Source organism: Blastopirellula marina (assembly GCF_002967765.1).
Lineage (GTDB): Bacteria > Planctomycetota > Planctomycetia > Pirellulales > Pirellulaceae > Bremerella > Bremerella marina_A.
In genome coordinates, this window is the sequence record NZ_PUHY01000014.1 from 57,311 (window position 1) to 79,363 (window position 22,053).

General features: G+C 54.7%; 16 protein-coding genes. 7 read left to right on the top strand and 9 right to left on the bottom strand.

The features are described from left to right. Nucleotides 1–2: 2 nt before the first annotated feature. A complete protein-coding gene (locus tag C5Y83_RS22960; RefSeq protein ID WP_105332145.1) occupies nt 3–791 on the top strand; it encodes a biotin--[acetyl-CoA-carboxylase] ligase in 789 nt (262 codons plus the stop codon). Between the two features lies 1 nt (nt 792). Here C5Y83_RS22960 and C5Y83_RS22965 read toward each other — a convergent pair whose 3' ends face one another. From C5Y83_RS22965 to metE, 8 genes are all read right to left on the bottom strand, one after another. Further along, complete coding sequence (locus C5Y83_RS22965) at nt 793–1,602, bottom strand: TrmH family RNA methyltransferase (RefSeq protein WP_105332146.1); 810 nt, start codon at nt 1,600–1,602, stop codon at nt 793–795. A gap of 140 nt (nt 1,603–1,742) precedes the next feature. Then, a complete protein-coding gene (locus C5Y83_RS22970) occupies nt 1,743–2,276 on the bottom strand; it encodes a hypothetical protein (RefSeq protein ID WP_105332147.1) in 534 nt (177 codons plus the stop codon). 115 nt (nt 2,277–2,391) lie between these two features. Then, on the bottom strand, nt 2,392–3,876 hold the full coding sequence (locus C5Y83_RS22975; RefSeq protein ID WP_233207332.1) for an OprO/OprP family phosphate-selective porin: 1,485 nt from the start codon (nt 3,874–3,876) through the stop codon (nt 2,392–2,394). Nucleotides 3,877–4,293: 417 nt separating this feature from the next. Then, the gene (locus C5Y83_RS22980; protein WP_158262479.1) at nt 4,294–6,018 is read right to left on the bottom strand and encodes a SulP family inorganic anion transporter; all 1,725 of its coding nucleotides are present in this window, start codon (nt 6,016–6,018) and stop codon (nt 4,294–4,296) included. 29 nt (nt 6,019–6,047) lie between these two features. Next, nucleotides 6,048–6,662 carry a carbonic anhydrase gene (locus C5Y83_RS22985; protein WP_105332150.1) on the bottom strand — a complete coding sequence of 205 codons (615 nt, stop codon included), beginning with the start codon at nt 6,660–6,662 and terminating at the stop codon, nt 6,048–6,050. A 221-nt stretch (nt 6,663–6,883) separates the two neighbouring features. Then, nucleotides 6,884–7,207: a hypothetical protein gene (locus C5Y83_RS22990; protein ID WP_105332151.1), complete on the bottom strand. Its 324-nt coding sequence runs from the start codon at nt 7,205–7,207 to the stop codon at nt 6,884–6,886. Between the two features lie 295 nt (nt 7,208–7,502). Then, entirely contained in the window at nt 7,503–7,916 is a 414-nt protein-coding gene (locus C5Y83_RS22995) for a Dabb family protein (protein ID WP_233207333.1), read from the bottom strand. Between the two features lie 157 nt (nt 7,917–8,073). Then, complete coding sequence (metE, locus tag C5Y83_RS23000) at nt 8,074–10,362, bottom strand: 5-methyltetrahydropteroyltriglutamate--homocysteine S-methyltransferase (RefSeq protein ID WP_105332153.1); 2,289 nt, start codon at nt 10,360–10,362, stop codon at nt 8,074–8,076. Nucleotides 10,363–10,536: 174 nt separating this feature from the next. Here metE and C5Y83_RS23005 point away from each other — a divergent pair, with 174 nt between their 5' ends. Beyond that, a complete protein-coding gene (locus tag C5Y83_RS23005) occupies nt 10,537–11,982 on the top strand; it encodes a PLP-dependent aminotransferase family protein (protein ID WP_105332154.1) in 1,446 nt (481 codons plus the stop codon). 149 nt (nt 11,983–12,131) lie between these two features. On the opposite strand, the gene C5Y83_RS23010 is transcribed toward C5Y83_RS23005, so the two are convergent. After that, complete coding sequence (locus C5Y83_RS23010) at nt 12,132–13,052, bottom strand: YihY/virulence factor BrkB family protein (protein ID WP_158262480.1); 921 nt, start codon at nt 13,050–13,052, stop codon at nt 12,132–12,134. A 425-nt stretch (nt 13,053–13,477) separates the two neighbouring features. Here C5Y83_RS23010 and C5Y83_RS23015 point away from each other — a divergent pair, with 425 nt between their 5' ends. The 5 genes from C5Y83_RS23015 to C5Y83_RS23035 all read left to right on the top strand — a co-directional run bounded on the left by C5Y83_RS23015 (nt 13,478) and on the right by C5Y83_RS23035 (nt 21,928). After that, nucleotides 13,478–15,439, top strand: a complete 1,962-nt coding sequence (locus C5Y83_RS23015) for an ATP-dependent helicase (RefSeq protein ID WP_105332432.1) — start codon at nt 13,478–13,480, stop codon at nt 15,437–15,439. A 172-nt stretch (nt 15,440–15,611) separates the two neighbouring features. Next, the gene (locus C5Y83_RS23020; RefSeq protein WP_146117891.1) at nt 15,612–15,908 is read left to right on the top strand and encodes a hypothetical protein; all 297 of its coding nucleotides are present in this window, start codon (nt 15,612–15,614) and stop codon (nt 15,906–15,908) included. 182 nt (nt 15,909–16,090) lie between these two features. Beyond that, a complete protein-coding gene (locus tag C5Y83_RS23025) occupies nt 16,091–16,540 on the top strand; it encodes a hypothetical protein (RefSeq protein WP_105332157.1) in 450 nt (149 codons plus the stop codon). 192 nt (nt 16,541–16,732) lie between these two features. Beyond that, entirely contained in the window at nt 16,733–17,953 is a 1,221-nt protein-coding gene (locus C5Y83_RS23030) for an exonuclease SbcCD subunit D (RefSeq protein WP_105332158.1), read from the top strand. Between the two features lie 51 nt (nt 17,954–18,004). Further along, nucleotides 18,005–21,928 (top strand): AAA family ATPase, encoded by a 3,924-nt coding sequence (locus C5Y83_RS23035; protein WP_105332159.1) that lies wholly within the window; start codon nt 18,005–18,007, stop codon nt 21,926–21,928. Nucleotides 21,929–22,053: the final 125 nt, after the last annotated feature.

Below are 22,053 nucleotides of genomic sequence, written 5' to 3' on the forward strand. Positions count from 1 at the left end.
CGATGAGCGACTGGTTTCCTGAGCTTGCCCGAATTGAAATCGAACGTCAGGCACATTTCGCTTGCGTTGAGGTCTTTGACGAATTGTCTTCGACCAGCGATCATGCACTGGCGAACATGGAGTCGTTCCGCAATCGTATGCCGGCGTTGTTCGTCGCCCGGCAACAAACCAAAGGGCGGGGTAGGGGATCTCGAAGTTGGTTTGCCGGTGACGGTGCGCTCACGTTTTCCGCCCTGTTATCCAAAGCGGATATTCCTATCGAGCCGATCATCTGGCCGCGCATCTCGCTGATCGCCGGCGTAGCGATGTGCCAGACATTGGAAACCTATGCGGCTCCTGACCTTCTCAAGGTCAAATGGCCGAACGACGTTTATCTGGCTGGGCGAAAGGTGTGTGGAATTCTCGTGGAAAAACGAGAACTAACCGATCCGGTGTTGTGCCTGGGCGTGGGCGTCAATGTCAACAACTCGCTAGAGCACGCACCGCAAGAGGTGCAGCAACGAGCGATCGCGCTGACCGATGTGACACATCAGCAGCACTTTCTGCCGGAGATTCTGCTCGAGTTTCTGGTTCGCTTTCGCCAGCTTTGCACAACCAATGCTGTGTCCGTCGAACCGCTTTTGGAATACTGGCGCGACCATTGTTTGTTGACGGGACGCCAGGTTGAGACCGTGCAAGGCGGGCAGCAGATCATCGGCGAATGTCACGGCATTGATGCCAATGGAGCACTGTTGGTGCAAACCTCGTCTGGCCAGCGGGAAATCATGTCGGGTGAAATCGTCCGCTGGTAAGTTACGATTGCAAGTAGCAAAAGTGATACAGGAAGATTCCAGTGGCCATTGCCACGTTGAGTGAGTCACTACCACGCTGCATCGGCAGGGTAATCTGATGATCACAATGCGTAAGTGTACCTTCCTCGAGGCCATATCCCTCGTTCCCCATCAGGAGCACACTGCGATCAGCGCGGGTAACTTCCTTGAGGGGCGTTGCCTGCTCTGAGAGCACCGTAGCATACGATTCAAAGCCGAATGACTTGAGCTTTGCCAGGTCGGCGACAAAGTCCTCGGATTCGACGATCGGGATCTTGAATGCATGCCCGGTCGATACTCTTAGGCTACGACGCGAGAACGGGTCAGCACAGCCATCGTCGAGCAATATGGCATCGGCACCAAAGGCACATGCTGTACGTATGATCGCTCCTAGGTTCTCGAAGTCACCAATCATCGAAGCAGCCAGAACGGTTAGTTTGGGGGAATGATCAATCGGCAGGACATGATCGATGGAAGGCCGTGGCGACCGCTTTCCGCAAACCATGATCCCGCGATGAAAGTTGTACCCGGCTAGTACCTTAATGGCGTCACGCGAAAGGACATAGATCGGAAGCGTTCCTTGTCGGTGATCCGGCAATTGAGGAATCTTTTCCACCCCGTCGACCACGATCGAATCAATTTCGAAGTCACTATCGAGCAGTCGCTGTACCAGGAACTGGCTTTCAGCGACGAAGTAGCCATCACGCATGTGACTCTTACGCTCGAACTCGCGTTGATACCGTACTAGTCGCGGATCTTGGGGGGAATCAATGGGGATAATGTTTTCGCTCATGGCGAGCTATTTTACTCAGTTTGCGAGTTTGAGAAGAGGCTGGCGTTAGCCTGGTTCTTCGAACGAAAAAAGCCCTTGGAGATGGGATGGTCTCCAAGGGCAGAACGGAATTCCTCTGAGTCTAGTTGGAGGGAGACTCGTTAGATGGCTGGCGTCGAAAACTGGGTTTGCTGGATCACCATTGGTGGCATTGGAGGAACTTCCGAGGGCGCGGCGTCGTCTGGCGTAACGACTGGTGGCATTGGTTGTGGCGCTTCGGTTGGCGTTGGCGAGGAGATCACGCCACTCGACATGTCGCTACCGCAAGCGATGCCGCAATTACCGCCGCAGCTACCGTTGCAACTTCCATTACCGCAGCAACCGGAGTTAACAACGTTCCATTGGACTTCGCAATCTGGGCATTTGTATTCCCACTTGGTCAGCACTTTGACCGAGCGAACTTTGCCACAGCGAAGTGGATCGCAGCAGCTTTCCCAAGGGAAGCGAACGGCGGGAATGCACACGTCTTTGCACTTGTCGGCGTAGCAGTTGTGTGCTGTTTCGGTTTCCTTGATTTCGGGCGAGCAGGTCTTTCCACACGACGAGCAGCACGTTGGCGTGCAGCAGCGAGTCGTGCAGCATCCGCTGCCGTAGACCAGCAGAAGGAGCCCCAACAGGGCAAGATAACGGTTCATGGAGATAGCTCCGAATATAGTTTAATTGATCTGGTATTTTGCATTTCCGGCGGCTTGGGGAAAGCTTCCGACAAGCCGTGTTGGCAATGTCCGACAAGCGGACGACCGATTCGGTTTAGAAGTCGACCATGAATCGCAAGCCGAGGGCGTCGTACCAACCGGCGGTGGATGGTGCTCCGGCGACAACGCGATCAGAGATCCGACCGTTGATGTAGTTGAACTGCACGCGAGCATGCGAGTTCCACCACCAATTCACGCCCAACGTGGCACTCTCACCAACACCACCGAAGACGTCTTGGTCGGTGAAGTCGCAATAGGAGTAACGAGCAGCAATCTGCCAGGCACCCCAGCCGTAGCTGCGGCAGCCATCACAGCGGTTGACCAGCCAAAAGTTTTCCAGCGGCTTGGTGCGACCCAGGGTACCGGAATCGCGTTCCCATGGGGTGTACTCGCCGGTCAGCCAGTAAGCGACATAGACGTAACCACCACCGAAGTTAGTATTTGGAGCAGCCGTACGATTGGCGTGAACCGTTTGGTATTCACCGACGATGCTAAGTGCACCGACGTTGATCACGCTTTCCAACCCGAGCAGTTGGTAGTTCGAGGCACCCAGCACGCCGGTATCGAACCACTTACCGTCGGTACGCGATTCAGGGCGAGTCCGGAAGCGATCCGTGCCGCCACCGCTGGGGAAAGCTGCCGAGCCTGAAACGGCCCAGTGAGCATAACCACGACCACCGGAGGTTTCGTCGTACCAGATGGTGTTGGCCAGACGACCGGCGATTTCCGACTGGTAGTTGTCGGCGTATTGATGACCAGGCTTCGAGAGGTCTTGCATGGCGAACGTACCAAATCGCCAGTTCCATGCTTCGTTGTCCGAAACACCGTACGATTGCAGACCTAAACGTCGAGCATCTTGATTGAATGCTTCAATCACGAACGGACGTTCCATGAAGACGTTGTAACGGCTGGAATTCAAGTGATCCAAACCGTAAGGTCGCTTCTGGTTACCCAGCAGCACCGTGTGCAGCCAAGGCAATTCCGTCCAACCGAGATAGGCATCTTTAAAGGCCAGGGAATCTGGCGATGCGAATTCCATCTCGATCTTATAGTTCATGGTTTCATTAATGTCGCCTGACACACCGTATCGCAAACGACGGAAACCAATGAAGTCAGGAGGGCTAGTGGCGGCGTTGCCCGTATCGAGGAAGTTCGGCAATGCCGATTCATCGGGGAAGTGCCAATAGTCGAAGTGAACACGCCCCGACCACTTTTGCGTCGGCTTGCTAAGGATTTCGACTTCCTTGCAGGCATCTTCGGCCTTGTCAGCTTCTAACGCTTCAACGCGATCGAGCAGATTGTAGTAAGAGGCCGCAGACACCGTTTCGCCCGGACCGTAAACTTCTGGCAAATGCTGTGGGGCAACATCATCGGCGAAGTAGTTCGGGGTGCCTTGGGTGTTTGCTGATGGTTGCTCAAACACAGGTTGTCCGTAACCTGCATTTGGCGCGTTGTAAAAGGGTTCTTGCGCGTAGCTAATCGTCGGCGCTAAGGCACCGAGGAAAATGCCAAGAGCGCGGCAAGTCCAACTCGTCTTCATTGCTGGGGTATCCATATGTCAGCGGTAACGCTCATCCTGAGCTAAAGGAACGAATGCCGTTGCATTGCGATAATCGTCACCGCTGTTACTGGTCGCAGATCGATTCCAGGCATACCAGTAGATCTAAATCCACCGGGAGACTTTTGCTAACTGCGAGAACCGGAAGAATCGTCAAAGAGAGTGCAGCCGCGAGAATCGCACTGAATAACCGTTAGAATCGGTTTATCTGTTGCTAGCGATGCTGACGATTTTCCCCGCGCGAATGAGAAATCGCTTATGATCGTCCCAAACATTCCGCTCAAACGGACGGATTAACGTCTATCTTCTGGCTATTGTTTAGCCAAAACTGTGAGATATTTACAGAGTCTTAACCAGTGTGCGGCATCTCACAATTGCTACTCAAAACGATTGTATCGGCTATGACGCAATTGCCCCCGATTTGACTGGGATCGTCTTCCCCGAAGTCAGGCCACTACGCGCGTGGGGGGAGGGAACTCCGTTTGTACCGCGGATATCAACTTCCTTTTGAAACTTGCCGTGCAGCAGGTTCCAATCAATCGTCAGTTCACCTCCCGACTTCTCGTGTTGCTTGGCCCAGTCAATCAAGGTCTCGAAACACGCGTGGTCGATGTAGGAAAGATTCGTCAGATCAACATGCAAAGCAACGTCCTCCGGAATCTCTTCCAGTCGGGCTGCCAGAACCGGCAACCTCAAGAAGGTGGCGGCACCGTTCAAGCTGAGTTCGGCAGTACTCTCTTCATCATTCACCACTAAGTCGGCCTCAAATCGTGTGAACGTCACCAGCAACTTCACAGCCGACAGGACAATCCCAGCGACAACCCCGACCAGCAGGTCGAAACTGACAATCAACGCGACCGTCGTCGCATAGATGGCGAATTCAGACCAGCTTGTCTTGTAGAGCTCTTTGATTTGCTTGATGTTCAGCAACTTGAAGCCGGTGAATACTAACAAGGCGCCCAAAGCCGCTTTGGGAACCATCGTCAAGATGGAAGGAAGCAGCACAATGAACAGCAGCAGCCAGGCCCCATGCATAATGGTAGCGCCTCGCGTCTGACCGCCGGCATTAACATTGGCCGAACTACGAACAATCACGCCAGTCATTGGCAACGCACCAACCAAACCGCACAGAACGTTGCCGATGCCTTGGGCGGTTAGTTCCTTGTCATGATTGGTCTTGTGCCCTTGCTTCATTTTGTCGATCGCCGTCGCACACAACAAAGTCTCGGCACTGGCGACCAGGGCGATCACCAGGGCCGAGATGTACAACGAAGAATCAGTTAAGATCGCCTTCCACTCCGGCGTTGAATTGAGCAGCGAAACCTCTTCCAGGAGATTCTGCGGGACATTTAACTGCTTGAGTGGAAAATTCCAAACGAGCGCGACGATCGTTGCCATAACGATCCCCAGCAAAGCAGCGGGAATCAATTGCATCTTCTTCGGTGCGAGCGATTGCCAGAGCAGCATTGTGACGATGGTCACCATCCCAATAGCCGCGGCCAAGTGATGGACGTGACCGGCTTCCTCTGGCGTGAAGCACTTCCAAATCGCTTCAGGAATCGTGGCCATGTACTGCAACCCACCATGAGCTTTATGACCGTGCCATAACGCTTCGTGGTCCAGCATTACATGGAATTGGCTGACCATGATCAGCACTCCGATCCCAGCTAACATTCCATTAATCACAGCGGGTGATACCGCTTGAAACCAACGTCCAATCATCAATCGTCCGGCAACGATCTGTATGACGCCAGCCAAGAGAACGGCAAAGCCGAGTGCGGCCAAGGAGTAGGTGACCGCACTTGATTCAGCGCCGGCTTCCGGGCCTGAGTAGAGCGTGAGAAACTTTGCTCTCTGGTTGGCCAGAATGTCGGCGACAATGACGAACAAGCCAGCCGCCGGGCCGCTGACTTGTAAGGGAGATCCCGAAAAGAACCCGACAACCAAGCCACCAATGATTCCCGTAATCAGAGCCCGAGCAGGGTTTACGCCCACCGCCACCGCGATTCCGATACAAAGCGGAAGTGCGACGAGGAAGACAACGATCGAGGAAACAAAGTCTTTCCGAAAGGCACCAGAGAAGTAACTCGTTGCCGTTCCATTTGACGATTCGTTCGATCTCATGGCTTGGTATCCGTTAATGAAGGATGAGGCTAAACGGTGCAGCTTGCCGGACTGTTGAATCGATCTGTTTCGGGCGATAGCACGTCGACCGTTCCTGACTCGAAGTCGTACAGCCATCCCTTCAGCTTCAGTCGTCGAGCTTCCACGGCATCGGCGACACAAGGGAAGGTCATCAGGTTACGGAGTTGTAAGCGAATGTTCGCCCGAATCACCTGAGTCAAGCGATCAGCATCTTGATCGAGGGGGGAAGCTTTCAAGGCATGGTCAGCCGTGGCGACCCACTTACTCACATTCGGAAGCGATGAAGTCGATTCCGGATTGAGAAGTCCGGACATCGCGCCACACCTTGTGTGGCCACAAATAATGATCTGGGGTACGCGCAGCGCTTTGACCGCGTATTCGATCGTGGCTGCAATCCCCAGGTCTGCTTCTCCATGACGACCGACAATGTTGCCGGCATTGCGAATTACAAATAGCTCGCCCGGTTGGCAGTCCGTCAGCAGCGCCGGATCGACCCGGGAATCGCTGCATGTGATAAGCAACGCATCTGGCTGCTGTCCGTTCGCCAGTTGCTCGAATCTGCTCCGTAGCTCTGGGTGCTTTCGCTGTTGAAAACGGGTTACGCCTGCAAATAGATCTCGCATAAAACCGATATACCTTCTCTGTTGATTCTGCTTATTGAGTTCAAGCCGCTCGTCGAACCGAAACCGTGTAGCTTCTTAGCAACGAGTGGGAGGGAAATGAGAGCGTTCCGGCGATAAAACAAACGGATCTTCCGCCGGGAAATGCTTCAGAGCAGACTGCTAACCAACGCTAGGCAAAACGAAATCACGAGGCCGGCCAGCGCGTAGCAGTCTTAGCAGAGCTAACAGAGAATGTGCCCGCCGAATCCATTGTTGCTTTGCAGCGTAATGGACTGAGCCGGCGGCTTAGGATGCGAGAATCGCGTGATTTGAGGAATCGGGCGTTTGTCGAGCGAACGCTGGGCTTCGAGTGCCAAGCGATGACGACACGTGGTGAACCCTTCGCGGACTTCCTCTTCTTCCCCTTCGCTTTCCGAGCTGTTTTCAGCTGGCGCCCCAGAACTGCTGGTACTGGCGCCATTCATAGCACTCACCAAACGCGGACGTGTGCCCGGCAGGAGAAGTGCCAGAATCAACAGCAACAGAAGTAGCCAGCGGGGTTTCATGGAGTTGGTTAGCGACCTGGGGTTAAGCCGTTAGATGACCACTATGCAATTCGGTCATTCGACGTTCGTATCGGCATCGAATGCTAAGAATCCACATTAATGTTCCTAAAAAAAGAATAGGTAAACCAAGCCCCCACGTCCAACCCCGATCTGGCGGCAACCGGCAAAAAAAGAGAGAACTTTATATGTAAAGTGAATCGTAGTTACCTTAACATGCCGTTTTTCTATGAAAAGAGCCGCAACTGCCCTGTTAAGCAATGCGGCTCTTTGTTGAATATTATCGTTCGTTCTGGCGCTATTTGGCCCAGTAATCGATCACAAATGCCTCGTCCAGGTAAGGCCCCAGGATCGAAACGAACTTCTTGTGTTCTGGATGTGGCAGGTAAATCTCGCGATCCTTCTCGCTGGCGAATGTCACCAGGAAGCAGTGCGTGAAGCCCTTGTCGAGCATCTCCGGGCTATTGTTGGTGCCCCACTCGTATTCCTTGATTTGCGGAATCTTCTCGGGCAAAGCACTGAAAGCCTTCTCGACCTTCTCGATATCCTTTGCGGATGCCGATTCCTTGAACTTGAACACGACAACATGTCGCAGTTTGCCCGATGGTTCTTTTTCTTCAGCTTGCGAAAGACTCGTCATCGATACCATGCCCATGATCATCAGGGCAGCGCATAAGGAAAAACAGCGGAGTTCCAGGCCTGGAAACTTCATAGAGGAAGGACCTTGTGAGATCAGGGGGGAGGGAGTGGGGAAATGCTGGCGAGATTTCTCTAATTTGACACGATATCCCGAGTATTTCAACGGTTACCCCCAAAGAAAAGTGGTATGCCCGCAGAAAAAATTCTCCGCGGGCACACCAGTCGCCTCCCTAAGCCAGCAAAGAACGCACCTCCTGAGCGGCCTCGACCATCGCACTCAGGGCCGCCTCGACTTCGGGCCAGCCGCGGGTTTTTAAGCCACAATCGGGGTTCACCCACAGCCGCCGGGCAGGAATCACATCGACTGCCTTGCTCAGCAGGCCGACCATTTCGCGCGAGGAAGGAACGCGGGGCGAGTGGATATCGTAGACACCTGGTCCGATTTCATTTGGATAACGAAATTCCACGAATCCCTCCAGAAGTTCCATCTGCGATCGGCTGGTTTCAATCGAAATGACATCGGCATCGAGGGCCGCGATCGACGGCAAGATCTCGTTGAACTCGCAGTAGCACATGTGTGTGTGAATCTGCGTTTCGTCTTTAACCCCACTCGATGCCAGGCGAAACGCGTCCACCGCCCACGCCAAGTAGCCTGGTTGATCAAACTTCCGTAGCGGCAATCCTTCCCTGAGGGCTGGCTCGTCAATCTGGATCACGCCGATGCCGGCGCGTTCCAAGTCGATCGCTTCCTCTCGAATCGCTAACGCAACTTGCTGACAGGTTTCTTGCCGAGGTTGATCGTCTCGCACAAACGACCAGCACAAAATCGTTACTGGGCCTGTCAGCATGCCCTTCACCGGTCGATCGGTTAGCGATTGGGCGTATGCGGCCATCGGAACAGTCATCGGCGTCAATCGATCGACATCCCCAAAGATGATGGGAGGCTTCACACAACGCGATCCGTAGCTTTGCACCCACCCGTTCTTCGAAACGGCGAATCCTTCTAACTGCTCGCCGAAGTATTCGACCATGTCGTTCCGTTCAAACTCGCCATGCACCAGCACGTCGAGCCCTAGCGATTCTTGTCGACGAATGCACACTTCCGTCTCGCTTTGCAGAAACTGGCGGTATTCTTCAGCGGAAAGTTCCCCTTTGCGAAACGCAGCTCGAGCTTGACGAACGGCTCCGGTTTGTGGGAACGAACCTATCGTGGTGGTTGGAAATAGTGGCAACTTCAAGCGATCTCGCTGCCGAGATTGCCGCTTCTCATAGTTACTTTGGCGACGCAAACTCTCAGGCGAAACAGCGGCCACGCGATCGCGAACGGCCGGGTTATGGGTACGAATCGAAGACCGTCGCGATTCGATCGCCGCAGCATTCTGCTGCAGTGCCGGCGCAACGGAATCGGGGCCGTTGTTGATCGCTTTAGTAATCGTTGCAATCTCGTCGAGCTTCTGTCGGGCGAACGCTAACCATGATTTTACTTCGTTGTCGATCTCCGTTTCTGTCGCTAAGTCTACGGGACTATGCAGCAGCGAGCAGCTCGCCGCAATGAACAACCGTTCGCTACCGATTGCCGCCGCGGCCGACTCTGCCAATGCGATTGCCTTCGTCAAGTTCGTTCGCCAGACATTGCGTCCATCGACCAGCCCCAGCGAAAGAAACTGATCTTCACGAACATGCTGAAGTGCTTCACGTAATTGCTCTGGGCCGCAGACCAAGTCCAAATGGACGGCGGCAACGGGAAGTTCAAAGGCCAACGGCAAGTTCTCGCGCAACGACTCGAAGTAGCTAGTCAGGACCAACTGCGATTTGCCGAACGAACCACTCAACACGTTCAGACTGTGCCGCAAAGCCTGTTTCGCTTCGTCGTCTAAATCGAGGGCTAAGACAGGCTCGTCCCATTGCACCCACGTGCATCCTGCTTCGCTTAGTTGCTGAAGCAAGCCTTCGTACACCGGCAACAAACGGTCGAGCAGCACCAGCGGCGATTCGTTCGATCCCTTCAGTTTTCCCAGCAAAAGCAAACTAACTGGCCCTAACACAACAGGCCGTGCGTCTGCTGAAATCTGCTGAGCGGCGATCACCTGCTTCAGGAACGACTCGGCGTCCAAGTGGAATTCCTGGTCGGTGGACCACTCCGGCACAATGTAGTGATAGTTGGTGTTAAACCACTTCGTCATCTCCATCGCCGGCAAATCAACACCTTGTTGCGATCCCCGTGCCATGGCGAAGTAGCGATCGAGATGGCTGACCAATTTCGCGGTTCGATAAGCGGCGGGGACCGCTCCGACCCGAATTGCCCAGTCGAGCACATGGTCGTAGAGCGAAAAGTCACCGACAGGAACCTGCGTAATCCCTGCTTCCGCTTGCCATTGCCAATTCGTGGCGCGGACTTCAGCGGCCCCTTCATTGAGGGCTTCTGCACCAATTTTGCCCTGCCAGTATCGCTCCAGCAGTCGCTTGAGCTCGCGGTTGGCTCCCATTCGTGGAAATCCCAGGTTCGTCGCAATTGCCATGATGGTTACAGTCCTTGTTTGAGTTAATTGGGTGATAACACTTGCGGTTGGGAGCAGTCTACAACTACGATAAGGGTGGTCACAGTTTTGCATTGTCGGTTTGTTCGTGGTTACAGAAGTGCCCCGAGCCAGGCCTGTGGCAGATTTCGTGATGAACATGGGTGACAGTTGAAAATGGCTTCCAACAGCAGCAAATCGACGTCGGGCGACGAGAGCACGCTCTACTACCAGTTGGCGGACAAGATCCGTCGCTTGGTGCAATCGGGGGCGTTTACCCCGGGCGAGAAGTTGCCGTCCATTCGGCGCCTCAGCGAAGAACATCGGGTTAGCTTAAATACAGCGAAGTCAGCACTCGCCTTGCTGGAAGACTGGCGCGTGATCGAAGTTCGCCCGCAATCTGGCCATTACGTTCGTCGACCTGCGGAGGAACTGCCGAAGCTTTCCACGACGAATCCCAACGGCGAAGCCTGTGTTATTCAGACCAACATTCCGACCCGCATGAACGCCGCGATTGGATCGGGGGCTCAGCCAACGCTGGGTGCCGCGGTGCAGTCAACGCAATTGATGCCGCTGCAAGTGCTCAATCGCTCGTACCAGAAAGTGATGCGCGAGCTTCCCGACGCGTGTTTTGGCTACGACGGGGTTCCTGGGCATGAAACGCTGCGAAAGTCGATTGCCAAACGTGGCACCGAAGCGGGCTATGTGGTCAGCCCTGACGACATCGTGATTACCAGCGGCGCGAAAGAAGCCGTTTATTTGTCGATCAAATGCGTTGCCCCTCCCGGCAGTATCGTGGCGATCGAGTCGCCCGCCTACTATGCTCTGCTCGAAGTGCTTCAATCACTGGGGCTAAAAGCGGTGGAAGTGGCCTGCGATCCGGAAACAGGCATCCAGCTCGATCACTTGGACCATGTACTCGGAAAGTACGATATCGCCGCCTGTGCGATCGTCTCGAACTTCTCCAACCCAACCGGTAGTTTGATGCCGGAGGAAAATAAAGAGCGGTTGGTCGAGATCTTAAATCGTTACCAGGTGCCGTTGGTCGAAGACGATGTCTACGGCGATCTGTCGTTCCGTTCGCCTAGGTCTCGGGCGGTCAAAGCATTCGATACCGAGGGGCGTGTGCTGTACTGCGGTTCGTTCAGCAAGACTCTTTCCCCTGGCCTCCGCCTCGGTTGGTCGATCCCTGGACGTTATCTGCAACAGTTCCAGCTCATGAAGCTGGTGGTCAATCAATGCACGTCGGTCGCGCCTCAATTGGTCGCCGCCGAGATTCTCGAGACAGGCGCCTACGATCGCCACTTGCGAAAAGTCCGAGCTTCGTTTGCCGAGCAAATGGACGACGCCTTACGTGCGGTCCGCAATTGTTTCCCCTCCGGCGTTCGTGCATCTCGACCGTTGGGTGGCCACGTTTTGTGGATTGAAATGCCTCGCCATGTCGACGCGATGCAGATGTATCACACGCTGAGTGACGAAGGAATCCAATTCGCCCCAGGGCCGATCTTTTCCCCCAGCGGCGCCTTCCGAAATTACATCCGCATTAACACGGGCTTTCCCTGGTCACCGGTGCTACACCGACAGGTCGAACGGATGGGCGATTACATCCGTCATGGGAAGTAGTGATTGTTTTAGACCGCTAAGTAGGCGTTTATTGATTTCTGCGCGCGCGATCCAACATGGCAATGGGCCGATTGGCCACGAATCCGGGACTTCCGTAGGTCGTCCCTATTAAATTCCTGACGCAGACTTTAATAGAACGCGGGCCAGTGCTAATCGTCGTTTGGCTTCCGATACTTTGCGAATGGACTATCGACCGGCGAGAACAGCATGTGACCAACTTCGGCAGCGAAGAGCAGCACATGGGCTGAGAGGAAAATCCACATCACGGTAATCACCAAAGCGCCACTCGTGGCGTAGGCGGTGGCGACGACGTTGCCTTCGGCGACTCGGTTGATGATGTACTTGCCACCTTGGAACAGGGCCGTGCCGATGATCGCACCGCCTAGCACTTCTCGCCAGGGCGGGCGCTTCATGGGTAGGAATCGCAGCATGCAATAGAAGACAATTGCCACGGCCACCCACGAGATGACTTGGAACGTGATGAAGTTCTGGTTCTCCAGCGAAATGAAGCGGCCAATCGGCAGTCTCACCCAAATGGAATGCGACCACGTACTAAGCAGTGTCGCTAAGGCCAGCAGCAATCCGGTACCGATCGAAAACAGCGTTGCTCGCACGCGGCCGAGAACCACTGAGATCAAACCGCCACGTAGTCCCTCGACCGTGAAGCCATAGATGCGATTGAGTGCGACCCGCAGTTGCATAAACGTCGCTGAGGCACTCCAAACCGCGATAAAGCTGAAAAACGCGGTCGGCAAGACGGTTGCTTTGCGAAATGCGGACAGCTTCACCTGGTCGACAATCGCTTTGCCGTAGTTTTCGCCGATGGCATTATCGAGAAACTCGCTCGCCATCTCGCGGGCACCCGCGTCGTTCTCCAAAATCTGGCCGGCGATCGAAATCGAAAAGACCACAATCGGTGCCAGTGAGAAAATAACGTAGAAAGCGACCGCAGCAGCCGACGTCGAATGGTCGTGTTCGATCCACCGAGTAAAAAACCTGGAAATAAATGTTTTCCACGGCTCGAGCATGCCGAAATCCGGTTTGCGCTGGGAAGGGAAGTTTTCGTGCATCAAGACCGCCATTTTAGCCGTGATTTACGCGCTGGCGTAACTTGTTCGCGACATGACTTGGAAAGTTAGGCAAGACCCCATTGAAATCTGGGGGGACAAACTCGTACCATCAATGGGCTTTTCAGGGTATCGTTTTCCTGGCCTAGTACGCGGCAAAAGCCGGGCCAATGGTTAGCAGTCTATTGATTTTCTGCTTCGTTAGCGAGTAATTGAGATTGGGGCGATTGCGGCGTTGTGAATTCCTCGACATATCTAGTGGATATGCCTACGGACTCACGCCTTGCCCTCGCCCCAATCTCAATAACGTAGCCGATCTGAGAAATTCAACAGGCTGCTAGGAAAACTAAACGGATTATTCGGACGAGAATCGGGTGAACGGACTCAATCCGCCACAACAAGAAGCGGTCAATACGTTGTCAGGCCCCATGCTGGTGTTGGCCGGGGCTGGTTCGGGCAAAACCCGCGTGGTGACATTCCGGATCGCCAATCTTATTCGGCATGGTATCAAGCCACAACGAATTCTGGCCGTGACGTTTACCAACAAAGCGGCCGCCGAAATGAAGGAGCGGGCCCTCAAACTGCTGGGTAAGCATACCGAGGACGAACCGGTCGTTTCGACGTTCCACTCTCATTGTGTTCGTATTCTTCGTCGACATATTAACCACCTGGGCTATCCAAACACCTACACCATTTACGATCGTAGTGATCAGGAAATGGTTGCCCGGGGGGTTCTACGCGAAATCCGCGTCCCCAACGAAACACTCCGCCCGGGGGACTTACTCAACTTTATCAGTCGTTGGAAATCGGCCGGTATCCGCCCGAAGGATGCCTTCGCCCATGCTGATACCGATAAGGCACACCTGGCAGCCGTTGCTTTTCGGCGCTATCAAAACGCGCTCAAATCGTGCGGTGCCCTCGACTTTGACGATTTGCTGCTTTGTACCGAAGAGCTGTTCACGAACTTCCCCGACGTTCGCGATCAGGAAGCGGCTATGTTCGATCACGTGATGATCGACGAATACCAAGACACCAACGCCTCGCAGTACCGCATCGTCCGCGGTTTGGCCGAAGGGCACCGTAATCTATGCGTGGTGGGGGACGACGACCAATCGATTTATTCGTGGCGCGGGGCCGAAGTGAAACACATTTTGCGTTTCGGCGAAGACTGGCCGGACGCCAAGATGATTTACCTGGCCGACAATTACCGGTGTACCAGTGCGATTCTCACCGTCGCCAACCGCTTGGTCGCCTTCAATACGACTCGCTACGACAAGATCCTCAACGCGGCTCGACCTGGCGGCGACCAGCCCAAGGTCCTGTATTTCAAGGATGAGGAAAAAGAAGCCGAGGAAGTCGTTGGCGATATCGCCCGCAAAATCAACGATCCCAACGTCGAACCACGTGATTTCGCCATCTTGTTCCGTACCAACGAACAGCCGCGAGCGTTCGAGCAGCAGTTCCGGGCAATGAACATTCCTTACACCTTGATCGGTGGAATGTCGTTCTTCGATCGTAAAGAAGTACGTGACATCTTGTCGTACTTGAAGCTGATCAATTCGCATCAAGACGAAGTCTCCCTGCTGCGAATCATCAACGTACCACCGCGTGGGATCGGGCAAAAGACGGTGAAAGACTTGCTCGATCACGCAACCAACGAGGGCAAGCCGCTGTGGGATGTGCTGCCTCAGGCTGCCGCGCTGCGAGGTGGGGCATCGACGACGACCACCGACGCGATTCAAAAGTTTGTTCGCTTGGTCAAGCATTATCACGGCCGTTTGGGCAAGGACTCGCTGACCGATATCGTCCGCGATTTGATCGGGGCGATCGGTTACCAGCAGGAACTCCAGCGGCTTTACCCTGACCCCAACGACCGCGAATCTCGCGAAGCGGCCGTTGAACAAGTAGTCAACGCCGTGAGTGCCTACGAGGAAAAGAAGAAAAAGAAAGCTACCCTGGCTGGCTTCCTCGACGATACCGCCTTGGCAGGCGACGGCTTCGACAATGAGAAGGAAAAGCAACTCAAAAAGAACGGGGTCATTCTAATGACCCTGCACGCCGCCAAAGGGCTCGAATTCCCCTACGTTTATATGGTCGGCATGGAAGAAGGTATCCTGCCGCATCAGCGTAGTTTGAAGGACGGCGACGAAGCGATCGAAGAAGAACGCCGCTTATGTTATGTCGGAATCACCCGCGCTCAAGAGCGACTGACTTTCTCGTTCGCCCTGGCACGAAAGAAATGGGGTAAGCCCCGCCCAACCGAGACGAGCCGATTCCTTTACGAGTTAACCGGCCAGGCCGATAACCCGAATGCCTCGAAGGCGAAAACCCAGCCAGCCGCGACGAAAGGTCCCCAGAAACGACCTTCCGCTAGGGCTCAGCGAAAATAAATCCTGACGGGGAGCGTCCTTCGCGATGGAACCATACGAAACATCTTTATATGAACCGCCGGACTCTCCTGATTCAGACTCCACCATTTCAGGGCCGGATGACCCTAAGAGACAACTCATTTTGTCTTTCAACTGCTGGGTAGTGCACTGTATTATTCCCGGCGTTGTCGTCATGGCCTACGTCCGATTTGTCCCAACGATACGCCAAGGTGCCGAGGACTTGGGGATAGAGTTGCCAGTGGTTTCGCAGTGGGTTTTCTACTTGGCCAACACGATGGCAAGTTATTGGTACCTGATTGTCGCAGCCCAGGTGATGATCAACCTCCTGTTTGCGATCGCTCTCGCCTATGTACCCCGCCGCTTTCGTTGGTTGACCTGGCTTTGGTTTGGCAGTTATTTGCTCGGGATGGTTTTGCTATTTGTTTTGCTCGTTGTGGCAACGAAGAACTTCATCGTAAATATCGGCTGATCGGTCAGGTCCACTTGTGGGGTGCCGCCGCCCAAATGGTGTCGGCCGTAGGACGACCAATTTCTTTAAGATTCGTCGATTGCCCTCATTAGTCGCGATCGCGGACGATGTGATTCGGTTAAGATTTAATTTCCTAGCTAGAGTCCGACGGTAAGCCTTTGGTAGACGGGGAGACGATCGCAGTGGATCCTTATGCCACGACATTTCAGGAAGAACCTATCTCTAGCGATCAATCCAAACTCACACTGGCGACGATCCTCGGACGACTTTTGATTTCGATGATCGCTTGGGCAGTTCATGTCTTGGTAGCAGCGGGGCTGTTGCTGGTCTTCGTGAAAACGGTGCCCATGTCCATGGAGTTTGCCGATCTGCAAGATCTCGATTTAGCGCCCATCACAGAGCTCGTCTATCACATCTCGATCTTTTTCGTCAATTACTCGTACCTACTAGGCATTTGGTTGTTGCTGTTTGATCTGCCCACAGCTGTCGCCGTCTGCTATTTGCCGCGTCGCTATCAATGGGTGACCTGGATCTGGTTTACCAGTTTCATTCTTCTCGCCTTTATGTTGGTCGTGTTTGCTGCGGTAGGCGTTTGCTTGCCATTTGTAGACGTCACGACAAAGCTGTCTTGAGATGTGCACACTGTTGAATGGTGAGGGGTTACCTCTGCAGGTGGGTTTTGGCGTCTCGGCACTCTAGGCCGTTTGACTTGAATAAATCTGGATAGGCGAAACTTTGTCGTTTCGTTAAACTAGTCGGGCAGTGCCAGCATGCACGATGCTATCGCTTGACATTTCGAGGGCCGTCAGCCATGGAGAGAGGCCGTGACGCCTGGTTCCCCCTTCCGGTTCATCCAGACCGGTGACATTCATCTCGATCAACCACTCGGCGGACTCGCCGAAGTTCCGAAACATCTGCGCGAAATTTTCCTGAGCGCTCCGCGCCAGGCCTTTCAGCAAGTGGTCGAGAATGCGCTGCTGCATGAGGTTGACTTCGTCCTGATCACGGGGAACGTACTCGACGTTCGGCAAAGCAGCCCGGTGATTGTCGGATTTCTGCTCGATCAACTTGAAACGCTTAACGACGCCGGTATCAAGGTTTACTGGGTTGGTGGCGAAAGCGATCCGCCAGCTCGTTGGCCAGCTTCCATTCACTTGCCTGCCAACGTCCATACGATTGGCCCCGGCAAACCGATCGAGATTCTGCATACTCGCGATGAGGATGCGATCTGCAATATTATCGCCCAAGGTTTTATCGGTCGTGATCCTAGCTGGGGCCAGTTTCGCCCGGATGCTGCTGGCTTGTTCACCATCGCCGCTTTGCATGGCGACTTTGAATCGGAATCGATCGCCCGCAGCGGGATTCCTTATTGGGCCCTCGGGGGAAAAGAGCTTCGCGACAAGCTGAACGCCTCCCCGGCAATCGCCATTTACGCTGGCTCGCCCCAGGGACGTACCATCACCCACAATGGCCAACGCAGTTGCACGCTGGTGGAAGTCGACGAAGAAGGGGACATCGCCATGGAAGCGATCCCCACGGACGTCTGCCGCTGGCAAAGTGAAATTATCGAGCTGGAAAATTGCAAAAAGGTGAGCGACCTGACGCAGATCATTCGCAACCGGCTCAACACGCTCAACACCACCAAGGGCAACCGCCAGTTGATGATCGACTGGCGAGTCATTGTTGCCAACGAAGCGACACGCGAACTGCTGAAGGAAGAAACCTGGCAGCAAGTCACCAACGAATTGAACAAACAGTTCGGCCTCGAACCGATGGGTTCGTGGACGTACGAACTGACTGTCGAAACGGGAGCGGTGATTCCCGAAGCGTGGTACCAGGAACAATCGATCTGTGGCGATTACTTACGTTTGACGCGTGAGCTCGCCGCCGATCCCAGCCTGCCGATCGACCTGCATACTTTCCTGGCCCCTGGCCATGAGGAAAGTCAGCTGTCCGAGGCAGTCGCCATCGAATCACGAGAAAACCGCCGCCGCGTGTTGCAAGACGCACGCCGGTTAGGCGTCCAATTGCTGCGAGCCGAGTGATAAACCAGTCCGCCGGCTGCCTGCAACTGGGCAATCTCAAGGAGTGAAGGGATGCAACTCAATCAAGTTCAAATCGACGGGTTCGGTGTTTGGCACGACCTGAGTGTCGAGCAGCTTTCGCCGACGATCACGGTCCTGTTTGGCCATAACGAAGCCGGCAAGAGTACGCTGCTGCACTTTCTGCGTACGATGCTGTACGGCCCGGAACCTGATCTCGAACGTCGCTATTTACCACCGCTGCACGGTGGCGAGCCTGGCGGTGCGCTTCGTGTGACCGGCCAGATGGGCCGCTTTAAAGTGGTCCGCCGCTACAACCATGACGGCAGCGAAGAGCAAGTCTGGGTCGAAGCCAACGATGGTTCGCGTCAAAGCCGAGCGCAATTCGATGCGCTGCTGGAAGGGGTCGACCGGCTGACCTACAGCAACATTTTCGCCGTCGGTTTACGCGAAATGCAGTTGCTGGCGACGTTAGATGATAGTGTCGCCGCCCAAAAAATCTATGAACTAACCAGCGGCCTCGATCGAATCTCGTTGGCCGAGGTGATGCGCGAGCTGGAAACCTCACGCTGCCGACTGATTTCTGGTGGGGAAGAGGAAGCCCTTGTCGATCAATTGCTCGAAAAGCATCAGGTTCTCAAGCGGGAGATCGAGCAGCTTCGCGGTGGTACGCAGGAATGGTCCAACCTCCTGAATCAACGCCGGGCCTTGCAAACGCAAATCGATCAGTTCCAGTTGAAGGTCAACGACCTGGAACGTTTGGTACAGTTCGTCGAACTCAGTCAGGCGTTGCGGCCTGAGATTCAGCGCCGTGATAAGCTGCAAGAGAAGATCGATTCGTACGGCGAACTGCCGGATGTCTCGCGTGAGACACTGCGGCAGCTGCACGGCCTACAAGATCAGATCTCCAAAAAGCGAACCAAGTGCCGCGATCTACGTGCTCAATACACCGAGCTACGCGAACGACACAGTGCGATTCCTGTCAATCAGGAGCTCGCCCGACAAGCCGCACGTGTCGACGCGCTTGGTGAACAGCGGCAATGGATCCTCTCGCTCACGCAGCAGTTAGAGCGTGGCGACGAAGAGATCGCGCAGATCAATACCGAGATCGACGATCTGTGGGATCAATGCGGCGTTAAGACACGTGCCGGCAAGCGGCCCGATCTGACGCGCAAACAACTACGCTCGCTCCGCGATCCACTTCGAACGCTGGAGAAAGAAACGCAACAGCTCGAGGAAGCTCGCAAGCATACTTCAACGCACGAAGAAGAGCTTCTTGGAGTTGAAAGTGAAGTCGAGGAATCGCTCACTTCGCTGGGGGAAGAAGATCTCAACAAGGCACTGAACAAGGCTGGCGAACTCGTCAATCTGCTTCGCCGTCGAATCCAGGTCGAAGATAAGATCGACCAGATTCGCATCCAATACCGCGAGTCGGAAGCGGAAACGCACGACCTGCTGGAAAACCAAATGATGCCGAAGCCTGAAATGGCTGGCATCGCGCTGATGTGCGTCCTCGGCGGAACGTTGGCCCTGCACGCGTTTCTGTGGCGACCACTCGCACTAGCCGAAGGACTGGGGGTCATTCAGTTTCTGTTCGGCAGCTTGATGGTCTTCGGCGGCGTGATGATGAAGCGGCGGATGGATACCGAATCGGCTCAACAGTTCGATTCGGCCAAACGCCAGCTGATGCTGCTCGATAGCCAAATGGACAAAGCCGTTGCCGAGCAGAAAGAGCTCGACATCTTGTTGCCACGCGGTAACGGGGCGTTGATGGCTCGGTTGAAGACGGCCGAAGATCACCTCGCTCGCTTGGAAGAACTGATCCCGCTGGGACACAAGCTTGGCGAAGTTCGCGAAAAGCAAGAGTCGAGCACGCGACAAATCAGCGATATGGAGCAGGCCGTTCTTCAGGCCAAGCGCCGCTGGAAGGACGCCTTGCGAGTCCTCGATCTGCCGGAAGATATCAATCCCGACAAGGTCAAGTCGCTCGGCCGTTACCTGGCCCAGATCCATCGATTCCGCAAGCGTTTGAAGACACTCAACGGTGAAAAAGGGATTGCGGAACGAGAACGCGAAGCCTTGTTGGGACGTATCACCCACCTGGCCAAAGACGTCGGTGTTTCCGCGAAGACGGGAGACGCCCTGCAGCTGTTGGCTCAGCTGGAAGACGATCTCCTGCGGCAAGAGAGTAAGCAGAAGCAGCGGACCGAACTGTTCGAGCAAGGACAGAAGGTGCGGGCCGATTTCCGCCGCGTGGCTGAAGAAGCCAAGGAACTGATTGCTCAGCGGGAAGAGATTCTCGAGGAAGCTTCCAGCGAAGATGAAGAGCAGTACCTCAGTTGGATCGTGAAGACCGAAGAGGTCGAAGAGCTTCAGTTGAAACTCCAAGACCAAAACGAAAAAGTCGACGACAAGCTTGGTGCTGAGGCCACGCTGGAAGAAGTGGAAGCCTGGCTTGAAACGACTGTCAGTAAAGATGCCGACGAACAATTGGCTAAGCTACTGGCCGATCACGAGCACGCCGAAAAGCGAATGCAGGAGTGTTTCGAGCGACGTGGCGAATTGAAAGTGCAGCTCGAATCGCTCGAGAAAAACGATCGCCTGTTGCACGCTCAGTTGGAACTTACCGAAGTGGAGGCTCAGCTCGAAAAGGCAATTGAGAAGTGGCAGACGCTCGCCACGACCTCATGCATTCTCGAACAGATCCGTCGTGTTTACGAAAACGATCGCCAGCCGGAAACGCTGCGATTGGCTTCCAGCTACATGCGAAAGCTGACCGACGATCGCTACATCCGCATCTGGACACCGCTGCACGAGAATACACTGTTCGTCGAAGAACGAGACGCCGATTCCAAGTCGCTTGCTCACCTCAGCGAAGGGACACGCGAACAAGTTTTTCTCAGCGTGCGTTTGGCGTTGATTCACTTGTTTGCCCGCCAGGGCCGCGTGCTGCCGGTGATTTTGGACGACGTGCTGGTGAACTTCGACTCGAAACGCTCGAAGGCGACGGCGCGCTTATTCCGCGAGTTTGCGGACGAAGGGCACCAACTGCTGATCTTCACCTGTCACGAACACATTGCGGCCATGTTCCAAGAGATGGGCGCAGACGTTCGTCAGTTGCCGAAGTTCACTGGTGTTTGTCAGCCGGGCCTAATCGATATCGAGCAGCCACTACCGCAGCTTGAACTCCAAGAAGAACCGGTTGCGGTCCAGCCGGAACCGGAGCCAGAGCCTGAACCGGAATCCGAGCCAGTCGTTCAGCAAGTTCCACTGCCCGAGCCAGTCGTGACCGTGGAAATCAACGATCCCGAGCCGGAACCAGTGATGCAGCTTGAATTGCCGGAATACACGGAAGTCGTGCTCCCTTCGTACATGCCGCTTCCGGAACCAGAGCCAGTCGTTGAGCTGGAACTGAAAGAAGAAGAGTTTGAGGACATTCAACTACCGATCGTCGAACTGCCGGCCGAAACGGTTCGCCTTACCTGCGACATCTTGCAGGAAGACGTGAACTATCGTTTGAAGGGGAGCGATGTCACCGATTCGTATCACTTGTCGCTCTCGGACTTCGACGTCGACCTGAACGAAAACGTGAACTACCGCTTGAAGGATGCCGACGGTAAACGCCCGGCAGCGATCGACTGGGATGCCTTGCTGGCGGAAGAGCCGGTTGAGGAAGAAGAGGAAGAGTTCCCCGTTGCCGACGCCATTTTGCAGCCGGAACCAGAAATCGACTACGAACCCGATCCGGCGCCGGAACCGGAGCCCGAATTGGCAATGCTGCCGGTCGAAGAGCCTGAGCCTAAGCCCGAACCAAAGCTGGCCCCGCCTCCTCCGAAGAAGATGCGGATTCGCTACGTTTACACGGCCCACGACGAATTCGGCTGGGATTCGCCGCGCCGCTGGTACGAAGAGAAAGACCCACGCAAAGATCACGATGAAGTGATCGTCCACGAGGAAGTTGTGGAAGAAGACCGCTAACAGACTGCTAAGTCCGATTCGCTGGTTGGCGGTCTCGCTGGGGGCATCTTGTTTCCCCAGGTGTTGGTAGTAGTTAAAATCGATCCTTGTAGGGCTACGTCTGTGGTTAGGCTGGCCTAACAAAT